This window comes from Chryseobacterium sp. ERMR1:04, assembly GCF_001297705.1.
In the GTDB taxonomy this organism is placed as follows: Bacteria; Bacteroidota; Bacteroidia; order Flavobacteriales; family Weeksellaceae; genus Chryseobacterium.
In genome coordinates this window covers 546,774-567,666 of the sequence record NZ_LIRF01000005.1, presented here as the reverse complement: position 1 = coordinate 567,666, position 20,893 = coordinate 546,774, and the positions used below count along the sequence as shown (strand labels likewise).

The following is a 20,893-nucleotide window of genomic DNA, read 5'->3' as shown; positions in this document are numbered from 1 at the left end:
ATCATACAAATGAGAATTATATAATGAGACATGAAAATTCAGACTTCAACGTAAAATATGAAGAGCAGTGTTCGAAACGAATACTGCTCTTCATTTAAATATAGTAATGTGTATTTTTCAACTAAATGAATGAGGTCATACATTGTAGAAAATCTTTATTTGTTTTCTAATATTATTACTTACAGTGAGTGCTAATTCTTTCCAAGGCGTATTCAGCTCCAAGGGATAACGCTTTTTCCCAATTTCTACAAGCATCTTCTCTGTTGTTTAAGTTTAGCATCGAATTCCCTAAATTAAAATAAGCTTGTTGCAAGCTTTCAATATCAACGTTTTCTAGTTGAAGTACTTTCTGATAGTCCGAAACCGCGCCAGAATAATCGCCATTCTCATCTTTAAGGCTGCCTCTATTAATAAGTGCATTAATAAAATCTGGAGAAATTTCTATCGCTAAGTCGTAATCTCTCAATGCAGCTTTCCATGTATAGAGTTCATTCTTTACAACTGCCCGCGAATAATAGATGTCAACATCTTTTGGATCAATAGTAATTGCCAATGATAAATTAAATATTGAGCCACTCAAATCTCCCATATTATAGCATTCAATACCCATATTAAAATAATGATCAGCCTTGAAAATCTTTAAATCTGGGAAATTTTGAATTTTAGGGTCAAACAACCCACCATAAGCATCAAGACCAGCATCAAACTCATACCCTCTTTTATACATATCCAAAACCCAATACATTAAATTATCGCGGGTTAACGGAATCTCATTTGTTTCTCCATTGATCTCCCAAATATCATCACACTTTTTTACTTCTTTGATAGTATAAGAATAATGTTCTTTAATAAAATCGCTCAGATTCGTTAAATTTTCTTTTTTATCAGAAATAAAAGTGAAATCCATTTTTGTTAAGCAATTGTCTTCAAGCCCGCTTTTGATCATATTAGTAAAAACGTCTTCTGCTAGAGACATTTCTTTTCCAAAACCTTCGGTAAAATTATACCAACTTATAAATCTATCTTCCATTATTTTTTAATGTCGCCATCAATATTTAATAGTTCATTTGCCACTCTAATGGATTCTAAGGTTTTCTCATATAAAACCGAATCGTAATTTTCAGAAATCCATTCTTGTAATCCGAAATGTGCTTTCAATGCATTTTCAAAACGTATAGGAGCATAACTTGTTAAATACTCTAATCTCTGAAACTCTTTCTCATTTATCGCCTTAATTCTTTCATTTTTATAATTAGTCAGATAAATTTCCTCTGGCGGAGTCCCCAAACGATGATAAGGCATTTTGACTTCGTCTAAATTCTTTGTACTATTTTCTATTATTTCCCACATTTTATGATATAGTCTTGCTTCAGTGGAGTATCCCAAAAATAAAATTGAAGACTTCAGAGCTAACATAATGTTATTTTCATCATATTTTTTAGCTCTATAATCATACACAATCATTATAAAAACATCTTTTGTCCGAGGAAAACATACAATTTGTCCTATTCCAAATTCTCCATTTCCTAAAGGAATAGTAAAAATATCTCCTTCGCTTAATTTAAATCTTTTAGCCATTATTTATGGGGTTTTTGGTGGTTTTGGTGGTTTTATCTGATTTCGCTTATTCTGTAATCCTCCATTAGGATTAGATTTATTAGTTGGTCCTCCACCTTCATCTATATGTTTTTGTTCTTTTTTATCTAGATCTTTTCCAGGTTTCCCCCTATCTATCTCTTTAAATTCATAATCGGCATCTGGATTTGATTTACCATGTTCCTTTTGACGTTTTTCATATCTACCTTTATTTTTTGCCTGTCCCACATAATCTTTTTCTTCTCCGTTCTTATCTTTTCTTTTATAGACAATACCTTCATCATCCAAGTTTTCATTACTACTCTTGCTGTCTTTCTCTTTACTTTCAGCTTTACTATCACCTTCACTGTTTAAAAGACGACTTCCTAATGCAATACCTACAGTAGCTCCTGTTTTAAGAATATTATAACCGTTGCCTGCAATTCTTACTAAGCCATTGTAATTGCCTATTGCATTACTTTTCATTTCTTGGTAGATTCCTGCTCCACCTGTATAATGACCACCTGCACCCGAAGTATAGATTAAAGTTCCAAAAGGCGTATAAAAAACGTGTTGTTTTTCCAAACCTTCTAATTCTCTGTGTGCTACAACTGCGTTTTCAGAGAAATTAAACGGTGACTGATACGCATACTTTTCAGCAAGAGGATCTACATTAAAAAATCTTACATAAGTTGGGTCATAGTTTCTCCATTTAAATGAGCTCCATCCTGTATCTTCCTGTTTTTCCTGTTCCTGAAACGAATATAAATAATTAGGAGATAATGAGCCAAAGGTGTTAAGTCCACCACCTCCAAACTCCAATCCGAACGGGTAGTAATCGTTTGCTCTGTCTATAATTGCATTTCCTGAAGCATCTTTATAAAACGCTAATCTTACATTGCCGACTTGATCTTTATATTGGTAAAAATACTTATTTTGTTTGAAATCGAAATAGCCTTCTTCAGTTGGTACAAACTGTAAGCCCATCATGGGGTCAAGTGATATGCCTACCGCTTCGTTTTCATTCTTATATTGGAACCCATCTAAATAATCGGTAATAGATGCGGTCGGTGATTGTGTTCGTCCTGAAAAATAATTGTAAGTTTTGTTCAGTTTGGCTCCATCAGCTCTATAAGTGTAATTGGTATTGTAATACGAGTTTCCGAAACGACCTGTTACGTACTTATTGAATTTGATATAATTAGGCAGATTCAGATAGTTATAATTAATCTGTAAAATATCTTTATCGACTTGGCTTTTCATATTGGCATTGTCGTCATACGTTATGAGATTGCCCGATGTATCAGGATAGCCAAAATAATTACCTGCTCCCTCTGTAACCGTATCAAGTCTGTTCCCTGTATAAGAATACGTTAAATCATCCATGAGCTGAGCCCCGATGTACTGCGCATTCCTGTTTCTTTTAAGTGTTTTTACATTACCGTTCAGGTCATAGGTTAAAACCTCGTTGTAATAGTTGTTTTCAGGAATTGAAGCGTTGGGCTCGGAATAAACACCGCTTTTTAATCTTCCCATTGCATCATATTGGTAAGAATATCTTTTTAAACCGTTACCGTTTGAAGCAATCCAATCTACCTCCGCAACGTTTCCGTTGTAATAAGGTGACGAAAGATTAGTATTAGCAGGATTGGTAAATTTGAGTTCATAGCCAAACAGTTTATTTCCTAAACTTTGCGGATTGTTGACTTTGGTAAGCCACCCCTGAATATTGTAGGTGTAATCAATGCTTTGAATCGGAGTTGTTACATTTGTTCCACCGACTTTCTTATTTTTAACCTGTGAGAGTTCGTTGTATTCGTTTTGAGCCAATATTTCAATGGGATTGTTGTCTACTTGGTGCGTTTGAGTTAAAAGCCTGTTTTGATTGTCATATTCAAAGATTTCTGTAATCACTTTTTCAGTGTCAGTGTTTAATCTTTTATGATAGGTGACGCTTTTTTCAATGATTTCTCCCGTAAAGTCAAGTAAAAGATCTTTATTAGTATAACCGCCTAGATGATTAGTAGATTTTGTTGCAACTGCTCTTCCCATACTATCATAGTATGTAAATGTTTTCGTCCAACTGTCATTTTCAATATTTTTTAAATAAACAGCAGTCGGAAGGCTATTTGTCGAAGCATGGTTGTTAGCATCTAGGTTTTGTGGTAAAGTATATTGACCTAAAACCGTTGTCGGAATAGCAGGAGCTTGTGGCGGATAAGTATCATAATAATTAATGCTTAAAATAGTAATGTTTGTTGACGGAAATGCGAGATTCCTGTAATAAAGCTCTGCCCCGTTAAGGTTTATAGGATTAGTTACTCTGATTTCATTATTTCCACCATTGGCACTTACATTGTTTACATTAGTCTGTAACTCTGACCTCGATTGGGTATTGTTAAAGAACCCTGTATAAACAACTCTATCAAACATATCATATTTGGTAAATATCCAACCTCTGTTTTGAAAATTGTTGTTTGTAGTTTTTAATACCGCATCCTGCGTAAAAACAAGCCTGTCCTGTTTATCATACACATAATACTCCCATCCCTTGTTAGGTAATTTTTTCTCCGCTAAACGATCTCTACCGTCCAATCTGTACTGATAACAAAGATTATTCAATACATCATCAGGAATTGGAGTTCCTGCGGGTAGGTTTTTGATTGCTTCAGACGCTTTCGGAGGAATAGTATAGGCTAATTGGTTATATTCATTGTAGACATAGTAAGTATCTGCATTTTCCGTAGGGCTTAGAACTCTTCTCAATAATAAAAGCTGTTCCCGTCCATTAGTGTATTCGTAAATAACGTTCCCGTCTTCATCCGTTGCTTTTCTTTTATAAATCATTGCTTCTTTATAAAAGCCGTTCTGTGAACCTGTATCGTCAGCAACCTTAATTGTTGAGTTAAATATACCTTCTACGGGATTGGTTGTCGTAGCGTATTTACGAATATCATTTTCTGAATTAGCCAAATATTCATACTTGATAGGCTTATTTGCCCAATCTGTACCGACTTTAGTCTGTTCCTGTAATCGGTCTAGTGGCGAGTTTTCGAGTTTTTTCTCTGCAAAAATTCTTTCATTACCGTAAATGTTAGCATTCGTTGCATTGGCTAATGGGTTCGGAACAATATTCCCGTTCAGTGTGTTTGACTGCGGTACAGGTAAGAAATCTTTTACCTGTCTTCCGAATCCGTCATACTCAACATGAGTAACGACATCTTTTCCTGTTGGTGAAGCCTTAACCTGAACGATCTGTTTGATTCTTCCAAGTCCGTCCAGATATTCGACAGTTACGGCTTTTTTAACGCAGTCTGCACCGAGACATTTGGTTACCTGAACATAATTTTCGTCTGAGGTTGGAGTTTGAGAAAAGCAAATGCTTACCATTAACACTCCAAGAAATGTAGATATTTCTTTTATCATACTCATGTTGTTTTTAGAGGCGCTAAAATTATTGAAAATAATATTTCCCAACATGGGGGTTTTCCCCATATTTTATGTTGAGACTTTCTCTTTTATTACGAAATATTAAATGAAGCGCTTTTTAGTTATTTGATTTTTCTTTGGATAAAGGTCTTATCCCATTGCGACAAAAGCTGACGTGTTAAAATATTTTCGATAAGGTCATAATATACGCCTTTATTTTACTGGTTTAGGTAATAAATAATATTTTCCCAATAGTACATCTTATTACAATATAAAATATTCAAGGAAACCTCACAATGTAATATCACACATAAAAATAAATAGTTAAATAAAAAATGGAAAAATTTTTAGAAGCGCTTAAGAAACGTGCTGGATCTTTTTTATTAAAAATGGAGGATTTCAAACCCTTTAGCACAAATATTCGAGTTGATGGACAAATAATAGATACAATCAGCAATGTGGAACCCTGCTCTATTGAAGAACAGTACTTATCACTTCTCAATGGTGTTCAACAAGATTTAAAAGATTCTGACATTCAAGCATCAGCAATAGTGCTTGCTGGCAAAGCGGATGGTTATGATGTTGTTTTAATAGAAATTTTCACCGCTCTTCAAAAAAAATATCAGCTGGTATTTCCATACACTATTGCTGGTGAAACTGTAACCTTCGGAATGGATTTAAATAGGGAATATCATGGCAACAGTAGGAAATACAACTATATCTATTCTTGAACCTAATAATTTTCGAGCAGATATTTAAGGAACAAATGTAATGACACGCTGAATTAAACCTAAAAGGCGAATATCTAAATGTAGATATTCGCCTTTTTAACACAATTAGTTTAGCGTTTTAGCAACGCTATTTCTGAGTATTGTTAAACTGAAAACTCACTTTTTGCTCATGCCCTTTCGTATCAGAAATCCAGACATCAAATGCCTGAGTAACAGTTGAGGTTGATTCATAATATAGTCTGAAGACCTCCTCTGGAACCAGATATAAATCATTGGGATTGAGGGTAACCATTTTACCATTACCCATTGATAATTTACCTGTTCCATCAAATTGAAAGTACCTGATGAAATATTGCGTACCTTCATAAATACCTTCTGCTTTAATGGTACACCTTATAGTTACTTTTTCACCTTTCGTAATGCTTTTTGGTACTGGCATGACTTCCAATTCGAATGGAAAATCTGTCTTTACATCGAGTTCCTTGTCGCAGGAACTTATGGTAAATAATAACATCACAAGTCCGGCTATTGAGCCCAAGAACTTCAAACGGCCAGCAAAAGAGACTTTTTTTATTATTAAAAATTTCATTGTTTTGAGATTTAAGAATTAGAAAATATAACGAAAGCCGAGACCTGCTGAGGGACGAAGTCCTTCGACCGAAGTTCCCCAGATTACTTTACTCCTCCCATCTATAAGCATCACGATATGATCACTTAGATAAGCTTCTACAGAAAGCCGCAAATCACCCCCATAAATAAAACTGTCTTTATTCTGTATGACAGCACCATTGGAAAGCAAGCTTTCGCCTTCGTTAATTACTTCATAACCGGCCACTCCGCTTAATCCCAGATTTAATGAGATGTTCTTTGACCAATCACCCAGCAGACGAAAGCTATAGCCTCCTTCAACTGAATAGGTTTCAACAGGAATATTAAAACCTGCAAATTGGTGTTTTTTATAGGTATACTCGATTCCCCAAAATTGATATCTCCCGTTTTTTCCGTTAATCGTCATTGCTGCACGGAGATAAAAATAATCATGTATCGGCTTACGATCGGAGATTAGTCCAGCACCAATTTCAAAGCCTTTTTGCCCCTTAATCAGCCGCTGTGCTTGAAGGCACCTTGCGCTCACCATACATATTATTATAGCTGCTATATATTTATACATTTCAATTTTTTTTAAGGATTAAAAAATTAGTTTCAGATCAGTCACTGGTTTAGCCCTTATCAGATCTGTATTTTCTACTTCCAATATTTGATGCCGCCCGCCATTTTTCTCAAAAATTTCAATACGGAACACTTTATCATCATCGAGGGTAAACTGGTCAAGCAGTATAACATTTCTTTCACTTCGATTAGCATTTATGCTTTCTAACGGAAGATATACCCTGAGTGGCTTCATCTCGCTTTCCTGAACAGCAGTACGTCTGGTAGTTTTCTTATCAGCAATTTTAAATGTTATAAAATCAACATAAAAAGGGACGTTGGATTTGTTCTTTACCTGAATATGGAAATAATACTTACCATTGTAAATGTAAATACCTTGTAATAAGAAACTGATCCCAAAACTGTACGAACCAATGTGCTTAATCAGCTTCTTATCCCTGTTATAAATAGTTTTAAGAGCAGCTTCTGTCAACGAAGGCTGAGTATCGCCAAGGTTTTCAAAAAGGACATCGTTCACTTTTTCTTTCTCTTCGGTCTGGAGCATTTTAAGCACATCATAATTTAAGGTAGATGGATAACGGCTGTAAAACACATCAAAATTATAGAAATGACCATCTTCGGTAATCACAGAAAAATTGGTCTCTGGTTCAAAATCCCGTATGGCAGCCTTTATTCTGAGTACATTATCCGCTTCTTCGGCTTTTCCCGCAATGAGGAATTCACTTCCCAGGTCAACATATTTTATCTTTGAGGGGAAAATGATATGTGTCGTTTTATCATAGGTAACCGTTAGCCAATAGGGTTCTATTGATCCGGCTTTCAATTTGGAGTCAGCTTTTATCGTATCAATGGCAGGAGCGCCTCCATGTTCCTGGGCACATAGCTTTAAAGTGCATACCGTAAGGCACAACACCAGCATGATATATTTAAATTGTAGCATATTTTCTATTTTTTTGCATTAATCATTATTTATTTGCCATCAGAAACAACTGATATCCGGCCTTAAGTGTAATTTTTGGCATTCGTACTTTCTTGGCAAAGTATCCCGAAACGCCCTGAACCAGACTTTTACTTAAATCTGTAGTAATCTGTTGTCCGGCCGTTGAACTTAATGAAACACTTGTTCCCGATGTGTTGCCCATATTGGCGGCCACTTCGGTGAGTGCATTTCTTTCCGGTGAATAAGGAACAGAAAGCCCCGGTTGACCGTCCAGATCGTATACCATAATTTCAACAGGAAGAATGTTACCTGCAAATTCAATGGAAGTGATTATTAGTTGAAGCCTTGTAGCTTGAAACTTCGCAATAGCGGTAACTACAGTTCCTTTAGGCACCACCATTTTTGCAACCCGTATTGGATCTAAAAGCCTTATTCGCACGCCATTATCAGCGGTAACAATTTGAGTCTCATGAATACAGGCACGAATACTATTGGCCTGCTGAAACTCATCATTTACTTTTCCGGCAGTGAAAAAGTTTCTGCCGTCCATACGCATTAAACCAGCCAGCAAAGCACCGTCTGAGGGTTCACGATACAACGCGGAAACAATGCCTTTTTTAGTTGGATAAACATTTACCACTGGCCCCTTGGATTTAATCTTGTCCATTGTATCATTTGGGCTTTTAGCAATTTTCTCCTCTGTCTTCGAAGGCGTATTAGGAAAATATTTGGCCGCCATTTGGTAACTCTTTTCCATCAACGCCAGTTGACTTTCAACAGGATTCGTTTGTGGCGTTTCCCTTTGCGCCAGTTGTGCTTTTAGCGACTTTACCTCATTTTGCAATTGCGTGGTTTCTCCCTTGTCCTGATAAAAAGAGCCTAACGTCCCCTGTATATTGCGATAGCTATTGAGAGCATCATTTTGATGATTAGGAGCAGAAACCGCAAGATTATCCCCTGACGTATTCGCGAGCGTTTGTGATTTTATGCTGTCCGCATTCCAATACTCAGAAAGCGTCGAGAGGGATTTCTTTTTATCCAACTCTTTTTGTTCCAAAAGTTCGCTTTCATAAGCCTTTCCCTTATCGGCCTGCATTCCAGCTTCGGTAGCCTGAGGAACAACCTCATTCAATCCTGTTTGATCCTCATTTTTTTTATCAGATGATGGCACAAAAATTAAATACATGCACCCTGCAAATACGAGTGCCATCAAACAGAAAATAATAGGTTTTTTTATTTTCTGGAATTTATCGTTTGGAGATCTTTCGGGATCAACAACAGGCTTTTGCCCTACTTCGGTAAGCCTCACCCCCCTTTACTGTTATCATTTTCTTTCATGTCGATTATTTTTTTAAAATGATTGATGCTGAATCTTTTAATGACGTGTCCTTTTGCAAAGTGGGATTTCTGATATGATCGATCCTTGCTTTCTGTAAGGTATTAGCCGATTTAGCGTCATACCAAACGTTCAAAATCACACACCCCGTAACCAGCAGGTAGCCCGTAAAAAAAAGAATCAAAAATTTACGCTGTTCTCTGGCGGATAGTCTCTGCCAACGTTTTTCTAGCCTGTACGCACAGGCATCAATAAATACTCTTAGCTTTTTCATGTTATGCTAATTTTAGCGCTCAACGACTTGTAAATCCTTATTTTCCAGCACGCTGAATTTCTCGATATTAAAGCCTTGCGGGTTGTTATCTGAGCGAACGGAATTAACCAGATAACAGGAGGTTACAAGGCTTCTTTCCGTTAGGTTGCTAGACCGGATGATGAATTGTTTAGCATAAGTACGTACCGCATATGGGTAAGTATCAAAATTGCACAGCACACTATCCACCTCTATCCGCTGTTGGATATTGCCTGAAATAATCCTGTTGTAATAGCCTTTCTCTGAAAGATCCTTGTAATAATTGAAAGCACTTTTATCTGCCAGGTTAAATGCTCTTTTCATATTACTTTCGATGGCGTTTTTATCAGGAGCCAACGTAAAAAACAGTTCGTGAAAACGGCGTACATGTTCTTTTGCTTCCACCGGACGGTTGATTGTGACATCCTGAGCTAATGCAAGCATCAAGGATTTACCATTGTCCAGCACATAAATCTTTTGCCGTTGCTGCTCGGCAAAATGGTAAGACTGCCAGATGGCGTATCCCATAACCGAAGTACACAGCACTGCAAAAATGATGGCATATAGTCTGATCTGGCGAAAACTGTTTTCAATATTTCTAAGTGTTTTAAATTCCATTATTGAAGATTTTTGGTGATTAATTATTTCATAAGTTGGCCGCTTACATTCCCTGCCGCTGCACCTGCCCCCGCACTTGCAACATTTCCAGCTTTCTGCGCGGTTTGTGTAACATTACGCATGAAATTACCGGCACCACCAGCCTGAATAATCCAGCCTGTTACTGTCGGTACCGTGAAATAACCCACTATGCCGATAATCATAAAAATCAGGTAGATCGTGTTAGATCCGTCGGGTATGAAATTGGGGTCAGACAGGTTCGCAATGTCTTTTTCGAGCATCAACGATTGAAGTTTAGCCAGCATAGCGCTGAAAATATCTGCAACGGGAAGCCATAAATACACGCTCACATAACGGGATATCCACTGGCTTAATGTCGACTGAAAACCATCCCAGACGGAGATAGCAAATGCGATTGGGCCCAGTATAGACAACACAATCAGAAAGAATGTACGTATTGTATCAATGACCAATGCCGCCGACTGAAAGAGAATTTCAAGCAAATCGCGGAACCAGTTTTTAATTTTCTGCTCCAACTGATAGCTTCCCCGTTCCATGTACATTCCTGCCATTGTTCCAAGATCCGAAGGTGACCAGCCCAGTTCTTCCAGCTTTTTATCAAATTCTTCGTCGGAAATTAAATACGCCTGTTCTGGGTTTCGCAGCATCGCTTCCCGTTCCAACTGGTCTTTTTGTACCTGTAGTTTATTAAGATCCAAAACCTGGTTTTCGAGCATACTATGTGTACCCTTGACTACGGGACTAAGCACTGCATTAATGGTTCCCAGCACGATGGTTGGAAAAAACATAATACAAAGGCCCAGTGCAAATGGTCTTAAAAGTGGAAATACATCGATCGATTCGGCACGGCTTAGTGCCTGCCATACTTTGAGCGCAACATAAAATAATGCACCCAAGCCTGCAATACCTTTTGCAACCGCGGACATCGTAGCGGACATCGGAAGCATCTCATCATATAACGAGCGCAGGACTTCGTGAAGATTATCAAATTCCATAATAAAATAATTAATAGGGTTTACCAATATTTTTGATTAGAGTTGCCATATAACTGAAGTACACGCTGTGCATCGTTTTTCTTTTTGCCTCTCAGGTAGCTGACAGAAATATTTTTGTTAGTATAGTACCGAACCAATTTTTGGTATTCGCTGACTTCCTTGTATACCCTGTCAATTATTTCCATACGCTCCTTATCATTCATCGAAAGGCTGGACGCATTAATGATTTCCTTGAGGTCTTTGAGCAGATCTCCGCTTTCATTTAATAGTTTGGAGTAACCGAACGCTATGGCCGTTAATTCCTGCGGTGAGAAGTTGGGATCATTAATCATTTTCCCAAAATTGTTCACATACAATTCCGAAATATTTCCGACCATGAGTACCGTCTGTTGGACTTTTCGGGCATCCTTAACCAGATTGGTGACTGCTTTAAGCTTATCGTAATACTCTTTTCCCTGCGTGTAGACTTTCTGCACTTCCTGAAAACTCTTCAGCGTATTGGTGACGGTGCTGGAGGTTTGTACAATCTGCTGGGCGCTATTCACAATACCTTGGGCAAGATTGGTCGGATCTGTAACCACAAATTGAGCTTTGACGGGCGTAAACCCTAATAATAGGGCAGCAAATGCCATTAACATAAATTGTTTCATTGTTTTGGATTTAAAAATGTTATTAAATTTTATTGATTTTCGACTTTAGCGGCAGCAATCCTTTTGATTGCCAGCTCAACATTTCCGCCGAGTTCTTTTGCCAGCTGCATGACTTCAAGCTTTTCTGTTTCCTCGGTCGTATAGGCGAGATACTCTTGGGCCGACACTTCGGTAGCATATACCGCCGAGTGAGTGCCACCCAGTCCTATCCAAACTTCCTTGTAAAAGCGGGAGGGATCGTTATTCATATTGATGGATAAAACCTGTGCTTTTTCCTTATCGGTCAGTCCCAACATCGCCTGAATATCATCGAATTTATTCATGTACTTACGCTGGTCAAGCAGGATTTTACAGTCCGAATTATTAATGATACTTTCCCTTACAATTGGCGAGTGGATAATATCATCTACCTCTTGTGTAACTACTATCGCTTCACCAAAGAATTTCCTAACCGTTTTAAACAAGTATTTTAAATACTCTGCCATCCCTTCCTTGGCAATGGCTTTCCAGGCTTCTTCAATTAATATGAGCTTTCTGATCCCTTTGAGCCTTCTCATTTTGTTTATGAAGACCTCCATAATGATGATCGTGACAATGGGAAAAAGGATTTTGTGGTCCTTGATCGCATCAATTTCAAACACAATAAAGCGCTTGGAAAGCAGGTCAAGCTGCTTATCGGAATTAAGGAGATAGTCATATTCCCCACCTTTATAGTAAGGTTCCAATACATTTAAAAAATTGGCCAGATCAAAATCTTTTTCCCTTACTTCTTTCTCCCGAAGAATCTTGCGATAATCACCTTTTACATACTCATAGAATCCGTTAAAAGAAGGATGCTCGTTTTCCTTTTTGATCTTTTCAATATAACCGCTTACCGCATTGGAAAGCGCAACTTCCTCTGCGCGCGTTGGAGGTTCATCATCACGCTTCCAGAGCGTGAGTACCAGCGTTTTGATACTTTCTCTTTTTTCAATATCAAAGACACCATCATCAGTGTAAAAAGGGTTAAAAGCAATCGGGTTATCTTCGGTATAGGTGAAATAAACTCCATCCTCTCCTTTAGTTTTTCCTTTAATCAGCTCACATAATCCCTGATATGAATTCCCGGTATCAACCAATAATACATGGGCTCCCTGCTCATAATACTGTCTGACCATATGGTTGGTAAAAAATGACTTACCACTGCCCGATGGACCCAAAATAAATTTGTTCCGGTTGGTGATGATTCCTTTTTTCATCGGCAGATCTGAAATATCCAAATGAATAGGGTTTCCGGTTAAACGGTCCGCCATTTTGATACCGAACGGGGACAGTGAGTTTTGGTAATTGGTTTCTTCGGTGAAAAAGCATAATGCTGGTTCTATAAACGTGTAAAAACTCTCTTCACTCGGGAAATCGCCTGCATTGCCGGGAATACCTGCCCAATATAATGTAGCCAAGTCCGTAGTATTATGATGGGGTTTACATTCCATTAGTGCTAGTGCACTACCTGTATCATTCTTCAATTGTTTCAATTGGGATGGATCGTCAGACCATGCCATCACATTGAAGTGCGCCCGAATCGAAGAAAGGCCATAGGAATGTGCTTCGTTCAGGTAGCGCTCAATCCATTCCTTATTAATTTGGTTACTTCTACTATACCTGCCCAGTGAATGCATATTTCTTGCAGATTTCTCAAACTTTTTTAAGTTATCATCACTGTTATCCAGAAACAGATATTGGTTGTAAATGTGATTACAGTTTAAGAGCAGTCCCACCGGAGCTGCAAAGGATAAACGGCAGTCGCTCCGATCGGTAGAAAGCTTTTCAAATCGCGTATCTGTAGAAACGGTACCAGGCAGCTCATCAGTATCTGATAAAGTATGCAGGCACAGCCTGTTATTACCGATCCTCATTTCTTCAGCGCCGATTGCAATATCCTGCAAAGCGGTTCCAGCTTGTCTTGATAAGGTAAAATACTGATCGAGTAATCCTTGCTTGTCATTGCTACCAGTAATATCTTCTTCACTCAACCTTTCCAATTTCACAAATCCGCAGTCGTTAACAATTCTTTCAAACTGGCTTACGCTTTCCATAAACCTGGAAACCGCTTCTTTGTCCCTGATTTCTTTAGGTACCAGCACCCCTTTGCAGAGTGTAGAGAAATTGCTCTGCATTCTCATTCTGTCTTTTGAGGTCTTGGTAATAAACACATAACAGTAGTGGTTCAGAAAAGGGCGCTCGTTAAAATGCTGCTGGTAGGACTTTGCCAAAAAACTCATGTCATCTTTAGCCAAATCAGGTGAATAGTTTTCTTTGATATACCAATCCTGTTTATGGATTACCGTATAATCGGGCAATGTTTTAACAGCCTTATGCCATGCAGAATGGATCGCTTCGTATTCAGGTGCAGCCACCGTAAACAGTTCTGGCAGGTAAACCCTAAAACATGCTGTAACATCAGCTTCCTTCGAAATAATACAATGGTTTTCTACCGCCAATAATGGAAATTTACTTTCCAGCGTAGTTGCTTTACTTACATTTCTCATGCTACAGGTGTTTTCGGTTGCACTTTCAAACAGCGGTAAATAGACCTGCGGCAGATAATATACTTTGGGTGACTTTTCCTCGCGCCCAGTTTCATCAGTCCATGCTCACCATATTTCCTGTTGAGCGAAAAGGTCTGCCAGATGATCAGTGAAGCTCCGCTCACTCCCGTAAGAAGGCACGCGTAAGAATTAACCCCTGCCATATACATCACCATCACCAGAATAAGGATGCCCAATAAACCACCTGCAAAAATGAACAGGTACTGCGCTTTGAGTCCCTTAAATTCTACCGTCCTTCCAATCCCTTTATTAATATTGTAATTATTCATAAGGCAAGGGATTAAAGGAAGAATGAACGTAAGATCGTAGCCGCCACAATCAGAAAAATACAGGCACCAAACCAGCTTGCTGCTGTTTTGCTCGTGTCCGGATCTCCGGAGCTAAACTTATTATAAACCTTTACCCCCCGATCAGTCCTACTACTGCACCAATAGCATAGATCAGCTTGGTGGCTGGATCAAAATAAGAAGTCACCATTTGGGTGGCTTCATTGATTCCCGCAGAACCATTTCCCTGCGCAAACACCCCAGAAACCGACAGTAAAATCAACCCTGCCAGCATCAGCTTTTTTCGTTGTTTCTCCATTTTATTTGAATTATTTGTTAAAGATTTTCCCACACCTTGCGGGATCTGGAAACAAATGTATCGGGGAAGAAATGGCAAACTAATACATTGGCAGTCAGTGGAATCACTTGTCTTCCAATGGCTTTAGAACTCATTTTAAACGCTAAAAAATTGCATAGTCATCGTCCTAAAACTTTAAAAATTAAATCTTGAATTATACTATTATTAGTTGGAAAAAACATTATTGCAAAAATTATTAACTTTCGTATCGAAAATTATGTTCAATCGAAAAAAGAAATAATAAGTATGTCAATACGAATCAATGTCCCTTTTAGTGAAAAGGACATCGCAAAATCGAAAGGTGCTTTCTGGGATAAAGAAGAAAAAACATGGTTTATTCCAAATCATAAAGATTTGAGTGATTTTACGCAATGGTTAGATAATGATAAGGTTTCTATCATTGTACGTTCGCCTTTTTATATCGCAGAGAATACGAGAGACTGCTATAAATGTGGTGACACAACCCCAGTTATAGCATTGGCTGCCGAGAAGTACTATAGTTTAGAACATCAGGATAATGATGATGGTGAGGACTTTGAGGAATGGATATTTTCTGCTGAATTTTCGTTTTTTAGTACACCTACTTACCTAAATAAAGAAGTCACTAGCCTACTTAATATAAAGTACCCCTATTATAAAATAGGATATTCCAGAACCTTTGGGGGAAAATATTGGGCCAACCACTGCATTCACTGTAATGCTTTACAGGGAGATTTTCATATGCATTCCGAACCGGGCGGTGAATTTTATCCCCTCAATATTGAAGAATGCGAACGATTAAGCTTACACTTAGTTAATACAAAATACGATGTAGAAATAAACGCAGATATGTCTTGGAGCACTAATAGAAATGATATACTCCAATATTCAAAGAGAACAGACACGAAAGAAGATAAATTAATAAGCGATAGACCAACAACTGCTCCAGCACATCAAAATATCTCCACGGCCAGCAAAGCTCCAAATTGGTTAACACCTTTTACGGGCATTCTGAATAAGGTATTTAACAAATAAAAAATATCGTTTTTACAATACTTATGTCCTAAGCGAAGGTTGTCATTGGCTGAATTCAATTGCTCCAATCACAGTTTCCGTTGCGTTTTTTTATTGTCAGCTCGTTGGCTACTATCTTTGTAGACTATTTTTGCATAGTGATTTTCTTTTAAGCCGGCTTCTTTCAGCAATTTTTCAGGAATATTAGTATTCATAATTATTTTGTCCTTGGTAAGACTTGGAATAATTTCATTTATTAGAGCCATTTTAATAATTTGTAATCCACTTGCGTTCTTTAGGTAATTCGCCAAAGGCATCTTAAAGCGCCATACGGAATAGGATTTATCGGGAATACCTACAACAATTCCCCTTTCCATTTCCTTTTCAATCCTTTTTTGAAACCTCTTAAGATCCTTGGCTTGCAAATACTTATCCAGTAGTTTATCGATATAATTTTCAAGATTCATTTCAAACATGTAATCTTTACCTCCCGACTTAAATTTCTCTGATGGAAGTGATTTGCAATACGTTTCAGCTTTCGCGATCAGCTTTTTGCCATTTTCATCAACAGCCTGGTAGTCCGTTGACCCACCATGTCCTCGATTAGAAGCAGTTCCTGCTTTTTTTCCTTCAATATAAAGATTGGCTGCAAATGCATTAGTCTCCTCGCTAAGTGCCTCACTATATTGAATATTTTTTAATTCAATTTTCATAAGTATCTTAAAGTTTAGGTCCTCTTCTCTTTACCTGATCAACGGATTTGGGTGTTTCACTTTTGAGCGAATTTGCTTTATTTTCACGGATTGCTTCTACGATACCGGTATCCTTCCATGATACCTGACCGGCTTTGAAATGAGATTTTAGGTTGGTTTGTTTTAAATTAGCCAGCTCATCCAATCCATGCTTTCTATTGTACCCAACTGGATCAAGGATAGTTTCATGAGGAAAACTAACCACAATAATATCTTTTGGGATTTCTGTTATCGAGCTAAAATCAATCTCCTGAAATTCATGCGATTTAGGATTGTACGGGATGGAATATATTTCTTTCTCATCAACGTAGTAGTCTTCTATATTGGAAAATACAATCCCGTTGGATAAAAAGTCATCTTTTGGCCGTAACATATCCATTCGCAAATCGACATAAAATGGATGTCCGGCAATATCAACAATTGGTAAAAGGCCAGAGAACCGTTCTTTCAGTGCCGTCTGGTCAACCATCAGATCGAAATCATTCTTAGTTGCAAACATCTCTAAGGGAACTCCATATTTTTCCGACATCCCTTCAGGATCAAGCGCGACCATTTCGGGTATTGTCACGCTAACTGTCATTGTGCTGCTAAATAGGGATGGTATATTTTTTTCTTGCGGACTATATTCAAGCACATAACCCCGGCCCTTTCCAAGATCTCTCATATCAAAGAGTGATATACTATTCTTCGGATTTTCTTTCTCTTTAAATTCCAGCTTTTTTACATCAACTAAAAAATCTGTTCCTTCAATTTCCAAAATAGGCAACGCTCTTTCCATAATTGATCATATTAATTAGTATTATTGATAAAGGAAAACCCCATTTAAACAAAGTTTCCAATATCAAAATCTCTTAAATCATTCTTCCGCAGAATGGAAGAGCCGGAGTCTGCTTCAAGCGAAAGGCTTCGATCCAAAAGCTTAGCTATTTTTCTCGAAGCACCCTCTATAGAGTTCTCTAATAAACTAAAGAGTTCGGTTCCCTGTATTTTCTGAACTATTTCCACCGCTTTCCTTTCTAAAGATGGCTCAGACATTTCTTGGCTAAGCAACATCCCCACGGTACTCAGTTCTTCAAAGGTGACCCCTGTGGCAAAACCGTCTTCACCATCAGATCCTCTATATTGCCCCCACTCTTTTTCCTCGTCTTCAAAATCAGGCATTTGGCCTAAAACTTTCTCCGGTTCTTCCTGCGGAATTTCTATATCGAAATCTTCTTCTTTGATTTCATTGGCTAAATTATTCGATTCCTTTTCGGGTTCAATACTTTGGCTTTCAGAGGCATTCTTTGGCGTCGAAAGTCTTGTTACAGCCTTCGGCAAGCCCATTATTTCCGGCAAAATTATGTCAGTTTTCTGCTGGTTTTCTTTCTGGACCTGGCTTCTTTTGATGATGATTTTATCCTCTAGAAGTAGAAAGATCACCACGAGCAGGCATATTACAATGAGTGTTTCCATAGCTATGATAGATTTAGGTGTTCTGTGAAATTGAGAAAAATGTATTTTTTCATAGGATAGGTTTATTTCTCTCATTAAAAAAGTCTGTAATATCAACTCCGAATTCATGGAAATGATGCTCAAAAATATTATCGATATAGGAATAAAGTGTCGTCTTTTCTTCCCTGGTTAATTGAACAAGGCGAAGAAGCCGCTCGTGATATTCAGGCCGTATGTATACAACTTTACCATTGCGCCCCGATGGATAACGGTTAATTAGAAATACCTCTTTGTACGAAGTATTAGCTATTGCCCTTTTCTTCTTGTTTGATGTCTTTTTCATAATTGAAATATTTTAAAAAATGGGTTTATATTTTTTGTTGAAATCTTCTGTAATAGCTTTCTCAAACATTTCAAAATGATGTTCAAGAATATTGTCGAGATAGGCGTAAAGCGGAATCTTTTCCTCACCTATTACCTGTATGATACGAGATAAACGCTCATGATGTTCCTGTCGAATGTATATACTTTTTTCACCCCTTCGTGTCATCGAGTGACTGTTCAGGAAACGCTCACCGTAACCCGCATCGAGTATTTTTTTCGGTTTCGATTTTTCCTTAACTATCGGCTTCTCTTCGAGAGATTCTTTTGGTGTTTCCACAGGATGGAGCTGCGTTGTGCTTTTTGCAATGATTGCCATTACTTGCTCTTCATCTACCTTTGTATTATTACTTCTTTTATTCTCATTTTCCATACTGTTTACAATTTGATTGTTCTTAAAAATTCGTCGATAAATAAATCAAGATGACAGCTTTTCATCAACTTTTCATCAGGTGGAAGTAAAGTAGAACGGAAGATGGTCTTAGCTACGGCCTCACTTTCTTTACGAAATCGTTTACTATCTGTAATTCTGCTATCCATAAGGTGCAGTCCGAGATCTGTAATGACCTTTTCGTAAGATTCATATAAAGGCGATTTTTCACGCCTGTCCACCTGATTCCAGAACAACTGAATGGTCTCAATGGACGTGCTACCTTTTTTCATCAATACATTGGCCATCACATCGGTAAACCTCAATGTGCTTTCCATGACCAAACGATCCGCAGTGATTGGTGAAAAAATATGTTGAATTCCCGCCAGTGTATTTAGTAATCCTGATGTATTCACTGTTCCAGGCAAATCAAAAAAGATAATATCAATAGTAATCGATGAAGATTCGATAAACCGCTCGGCTTCTGATAAAGCTTCATCTGCCCTGCATTGCATGATAGGATAGGCTTTTTTGTTGATGGTAGAGAACTGGCGATATGCCAGTTTTTTAAATATTTCATTATGCATGATTGACTGCAAATCTCTTTCACGCATCTGCATAAGACTGTACTGTGGGTAATCACAATCAAACACGGCGACATTATAGCCCATTCGGAAATGCAGTACACTGGCAACAATTGCAGTGAAAGTGCTTTTGCCCACGCCTCCTTTTTGGCTTGCAAAAGCGATAAATAAGGTTTTGTTTTTTTTGTCCATTGTATTAAATTTTATGTTAAGTCTTCTTTGCCATCTTGCTGGCCGTCACCGCATCATTCACGGATAACAGGCTGCGAACCTGAAGGATCAAGATCATTCTGACCTGCCAGACTGAATGCCTGCCTGATAATTTTCGTGCATACTTGTCGCCATCATTACTGGCAAGCCAGCTACCATTTATGCAAATACTTTTTCACGCCTGTCATAATTCGTTCAAGCTAGATGTCTGGTACATCCACACGATTGACAGCCGCTTGGTTGTCCGGATAGCAAAAATTACAATCAGACAGCATTACAATCTTCAGTATCAAATTCCTTCAAGTCTTCTGGCATTCTTGCCTTCACGATGTATGTCCTTCACAATAATTTATCGTAATGCACGCTGGCGAACAGCCTTTCTTGCCTGATAGCTGCCACAAAGAAATGCACAACTTCCTCCGTTTTTATATGAATGACCCTCTTTGGCTTCCATTGGCTTCATTTGGCATTACATTGAATATCAATACTTTCATTATTCAGCCCGTACTTTGTAAAAAGATTTCGGATATGAATTTCATGCACAGCTATTGTAATAAATCAGGTAAAAGGACGGGCAACTCAAAGCCGGTTTTCCCTGCTTTATTTAATTCATCCCGTAGGGTGAATTCTCTGTTCACCCGAACAGAGCAAGTTATGTTTTGAGCTGCTGGAAATGAATTCCGCAGCTCAAAACGACTTGCCCTTGCAGGGGGCTGGAAAACCGCTCCGAAGTCGCAGTTTTATAAAACTATAAATGGATTAAACATGGAAGATAATATTACGCCCAAACAAAATAAAGGAGGCCGAAAACTTAAAAAGAATCCTGCCATATTTCGGTATTCGATAAGTCTCAATGAGGAAGAAAACAACCGTTTCCGCTCGCTCTTTCAGCAATCTGGAATGAAAGTAATGGCACATTTTATTACAGCCTGCGTGTTTCAGAAAACAATTAAAACCGTGAAAATTGATGTTTCAGCTATGGATTATCATGTACGGTTGACTAATTTGTATGGTCAATTCAGGTCGGTTGGTATAAATTACAATCAGGTTGTCAAAATTATGTATCACAACTTTTCCGAAAAAAAAGCCGCTGCATATCTCTTTAAACTCGAAAAACAAACCATTGAAATGGTAAAATTAATTCAGGAAATCATTCATTTGACTCAGGAATTTGAAAATAACCACCTTAAATAAGACTGA

22 protein-coding genes and 1 pseudogene are annotated in these 20,893 nt (G+C 37.9%); 3 read left to right on the top strand and 20 right to left on the bottom strand.

Translation table 11 applies throughout. The features are described from left to right. Nucleotides 1–175 precede the first annotated feature (175 nt). The 3 genes from AMQ68_RS12880 to AMQ68_RS12870 are packed head-to-tail and all read right to left on the bottom strand — an operon-like array spanning nucleotide 176 to nucleotide 5,070. Nucleotides 176–1,030, bottom strand: a complete 855-nt coding sequence (locus AMQ68_RS12880) for a tetratricopeptide repeat protein (protein ID WP_054511027.1) — start codon at nucleotides 1,028–1,030, stop codon at nucleotides 176–178. Beyond that, nucleotides 1,030–1,578 (bottom strand): Imm26 family immunity protein, encoded by a 549-nt coding sequence (locus tag AMQ68_RS12875; RefSeq protein ID WP_054511026.1) that lies wholly within the window; start codon nucleotides 1,576–1,578, stop codon nucleotides 1,030–1,032. The genes AMQ68_RS12880 and AMQ68_RS12875 overlap by 1 nt, the downstream gene beginning before the upstream one ends. Before the next feature lie 3 nt (nucleotides 1,579–1,581). Next, nucleotides 1,582–5,070 (bottom strand): DUF6443 domain-containing protein, encoded by a 3,489-nt coding sequence (locus tag AMQ68_RS12870; RefSeq protein ID WP_054511025.1) that lies wholly within the window; start codon nucleotides 5,068–5,070, stop codon nucleotides 1,582–1,584. A 269-nt stretch (nucleotides 5,071–5,339) separates the two neighbouring features. Between AMQ68_RS12870 and AMQ68_RS12865 the strand changes: the two genes are divergently transcribed. Next, nucleotides 5,340–5,735 (top strand): hypothetical protein, encoded by a 396-nt coding sequence (locus AMQ68_RS12865; protein ID WP_054511024.1) that lies wholly within the window; start codon nucleotides 5,340–5,342, stop codon nucleotides 5,733–5,735. A gap of 127 nt (nucleotides 5,736–5,862) precedes the next feature. Here AMQ68_RS12865 and AMQ68_RS12860 read toward each other — a convergent pair whose 3' ends face one another. From AMQ68_RS12860 to AMQ68_RS12810, 11 genes and pseudogenes are all read right to left on the bottom strand, one after another. Beyond that, the gene (locus AMQ68_RS12860) at nucleotides 5,863–6,249 is read right to left on the bottom strand and encodes a DUF3872 domain-containing protein (protein ID WP_054511124.1); all 387 of its coding nucleotides are present in this window, start codon (nucleotides 6,247–6,249) and stop codon (nucleotides 5,863–5,865) included. Between the two features lie 93 nt (nucleotides 6,250–6,342). Next, nucleotides 6,343–6,873, bottom strand: a complete 531-nt coding sequence (locus tag AMQ68_RS12855) for a conjugal transfer protein TraO (protein WP_241775128.1) — start codon at nucleotides 6,871–6,873, stop codon at nucleotides 6,343–6,345. A 51-nt stretch (nucleotides 6,874–6,924) separates the two neighbouring features. Next, a complete protein-coding gene (gene traN / locus AMQ68_RS12850) occupies nucleotides 6,925–7,845 on the bottom strand; it encodes a conjugative transposon protein TraN (RefSeq protein ID WP_241775121.1) in 921 nt (306 codons plus the stop codon). 25 nt (nucleotides 7,846–7,870) lie between these two features. Beyond that, on the bottom strand, nucleotides 7,871–9,154 hold the full coding sequence (gene traM / locus AMQ68_RS12845) for a conjugative transposon protein TraM (RefSeq protein ID WP_241775120.1): 1,284 nt from the start codon (nucleotides 9,152–9,154) through the stop codon (nucleotides 7,871–7,873). Nucleotides 9,155–9,188: 34 nt separating this feature from the next. Next, nucleotides 9,189–9,455 (bottom strand): hypothetical protein, encoded by a 267-nt coding sequence (locus AMQ68_RS12840; protein WP_054511021.1) that lies wholly within the window; start codon nucleotides 9,453–9,455, stop codon nucleotides 9,189–9,191. A gap of 12 nt (nucleotides 9,456–9,467) precedes the next feature. Further along, nucleotides 9,468–10,091: a conjugative transposon protein TraK gene (gene traK / locus AMQ68_RS12835; protein ID WP_054511020.1), complete on the bottom strand. Its 624-nt coding sequence runs from the start codon at nucleotides 10,089–10,091 to the stop codon at nucleotides 9,468–9,470. A 23-nt stretch (nucleotides 10,092–10,114) separates the two neighbouring features. Then, nucleotides 10,115–11,107, bottom strand: a complete 993-nt coding sequence (traJ, locus tag AMQ68_RS12830) for a conjugative transposon protein TraJ (RefSeq protein ID WP_054511019.1) — start codon at nucleotides 11,105–11,107, stop codon at nucleotides 10,115–10,117. Between the two features lie 20 nt (nucleotides 11,108–11,127). Continuing rightward, a complete protein-coding gene (locus AMQ68_RS12825) occupies nucleotides 11,128–11,757 on the bottom strand; it encodes a DUF4141 domain-containing protein (RefSeq protein WP_054511018.1) in 630 nt (209 codons plus the stop codon). Between the two features lie 29 nt (nucleotides 11,758–11,786). Beyond that, nucleotides 11,787–14,285 (bottom strand): TraG family conjugative transposon ATPase, encoded by a 2,499-nt coding sequence (locus AMQ68_RS12820; RefSeq protein WP_054511017.1) that lies wholly within the window; start codon nucleotides 14,283–14,285, stop codon nucleotides 11,787–11,789. Next, nucleotides 14,282–14,614 (bottom strand): DUF4133 domain-containing protein, encoded by a 333-nt coding sequence (locus AMQ68_RS12815; protein ID WP_054511016.1) that lies wholly within the window; start codon nucleotides 14,612–14,614, stop codon nucleotides 14,282–14,284. The genes AMQ68_RS12820 and AMQ68_RS12815 overlap by 4 nt, the downstream gene beginning before the upstream one ends. Nucleotides 14,615–14,625: 11 nt before the next feature. Then, nucleotides 14,626–14,930, bottom strand: a pseudogene (locus AMQ68_RS12810) (DUF4134 domain-containing protein). Nucleotides 14,931–15,215: 285 nt separating this feature from the next. On the opposite strand from AMQ68_RS12810, the gene AMQ68_RS12805 reads away from it, so the two are divergent. Continuing rightward, nucleotides 15,216–15,983, top strand: coding sequence for a DUF5710 domain-containing protein (locus tag AMQ68_RS12805; protein ID WP_054511015.1), 768 nt, complete (start codon nucleotides 15,216–15,218; stop codon nucleotides 15,981–15,983). 68 nt (nucleotides 15,984–16,051) lie between these two features. On the opposite strand, the gene AMQ68_RS12800 is transcribed toward AMQ68_RS12805, so the two are convergent. From AMQ68_RS12800 to AMQ68_RS12775, 6 genes are read right to left on the bottom strand one after another with little or no spacing between them, the layout of a single operon-like run. Continuing rightward, entirely contained in the window at nucleotides 16,052–16,675 is a 624-nt protein-coding gene (locus AMQ68_RS12800) for a hypothetical protein (RefSeq protein WP_054511014.1), read from the bottom strand. 7 nt (nucleotides 16,676–16,682) lie between these two features. Next, nucleotides 16,683–17,492, bottom strand: coding sequence for a hypothetical protein (locus AMQ68_RS12795; RefSeq protein ID WP_054511013.1), 810 nt, complete (start codon nucleotides 17,490–17,492; stop codon nucleotides 16,683–16,685). A 44-nt stretch (nucleotides 17,493–17,536) separates the two neighbouring features. After that, entirely contained in the window at nucleotides 17,537–18,169 is a 633-nt protein-coding gene (locus tag AMQ68_RS12790; RefSeq protein ID WP_054511123.1) for a hypothetical protein, read from the bottom strand. A gap of 49 nt (nucleotides 18,170–18,218) precedes the next feature. Further along, on the bottom strand, nucleotides 18,219–18,491 hold the full coding sequence (locus tag AMQ68_RS12785) for a DUF3408 domain-containing protein (protein ID WP_054511012.1): 273 nt from the start codon (nucleotides 18,489–18,491) through the stop codon (nucleotides 18,219–18,221). Between the two features lie 12 nt (nucleotides 18,492–18,503). Next, nucleotides 18,504–18,902 carry a DUF3408 domain-containing protein gene (locus tag AMQ68_RS12780; RefSeq protein ID WP_054511011.1) on the bottom strand — a complete coding sequence of 133 codons (399 nt, stop codon included), beginning with the start codon at nucleotides 18,900–18,902 and terminating at the stop codon, nucleotides 18,504–18,506. A gap of 5 nt (nucleotides 18,903–18,907) precedes the next feature. Then, the gene (locus tag AMQ68_RS12775) at nucleotides 18,908–19,675 is read right to left on the bottom strand and encodes a ParA family protein (protein WP_054511010.1); all 768 of its coding nucleotides are present in this window, start codon (nucleotides 19,673–19,675) and stop codon (nucleotides 18,908–18,910) included. Between the two features lie 783 nt (nucleotides 19,676–20,458). Between AMQ68_RS12775 and mobA the strand changes: the two genes are divergently transcribed. Further along, complete coding sequence (mobA, locus tag AMQ68_RS12765; RefSeq protein ID WP_054511008.1) at nucleotides 20,459–20,887, top strand: conjugal transfer protein MobA; 429 nt, start codon at nucleotides 20,459–20,461, stop codon at nucleotides 20,885–20,887. The last annotated feature ends 6 nt before the right edge of the window (nucleotides 20,888–20,893 follow it).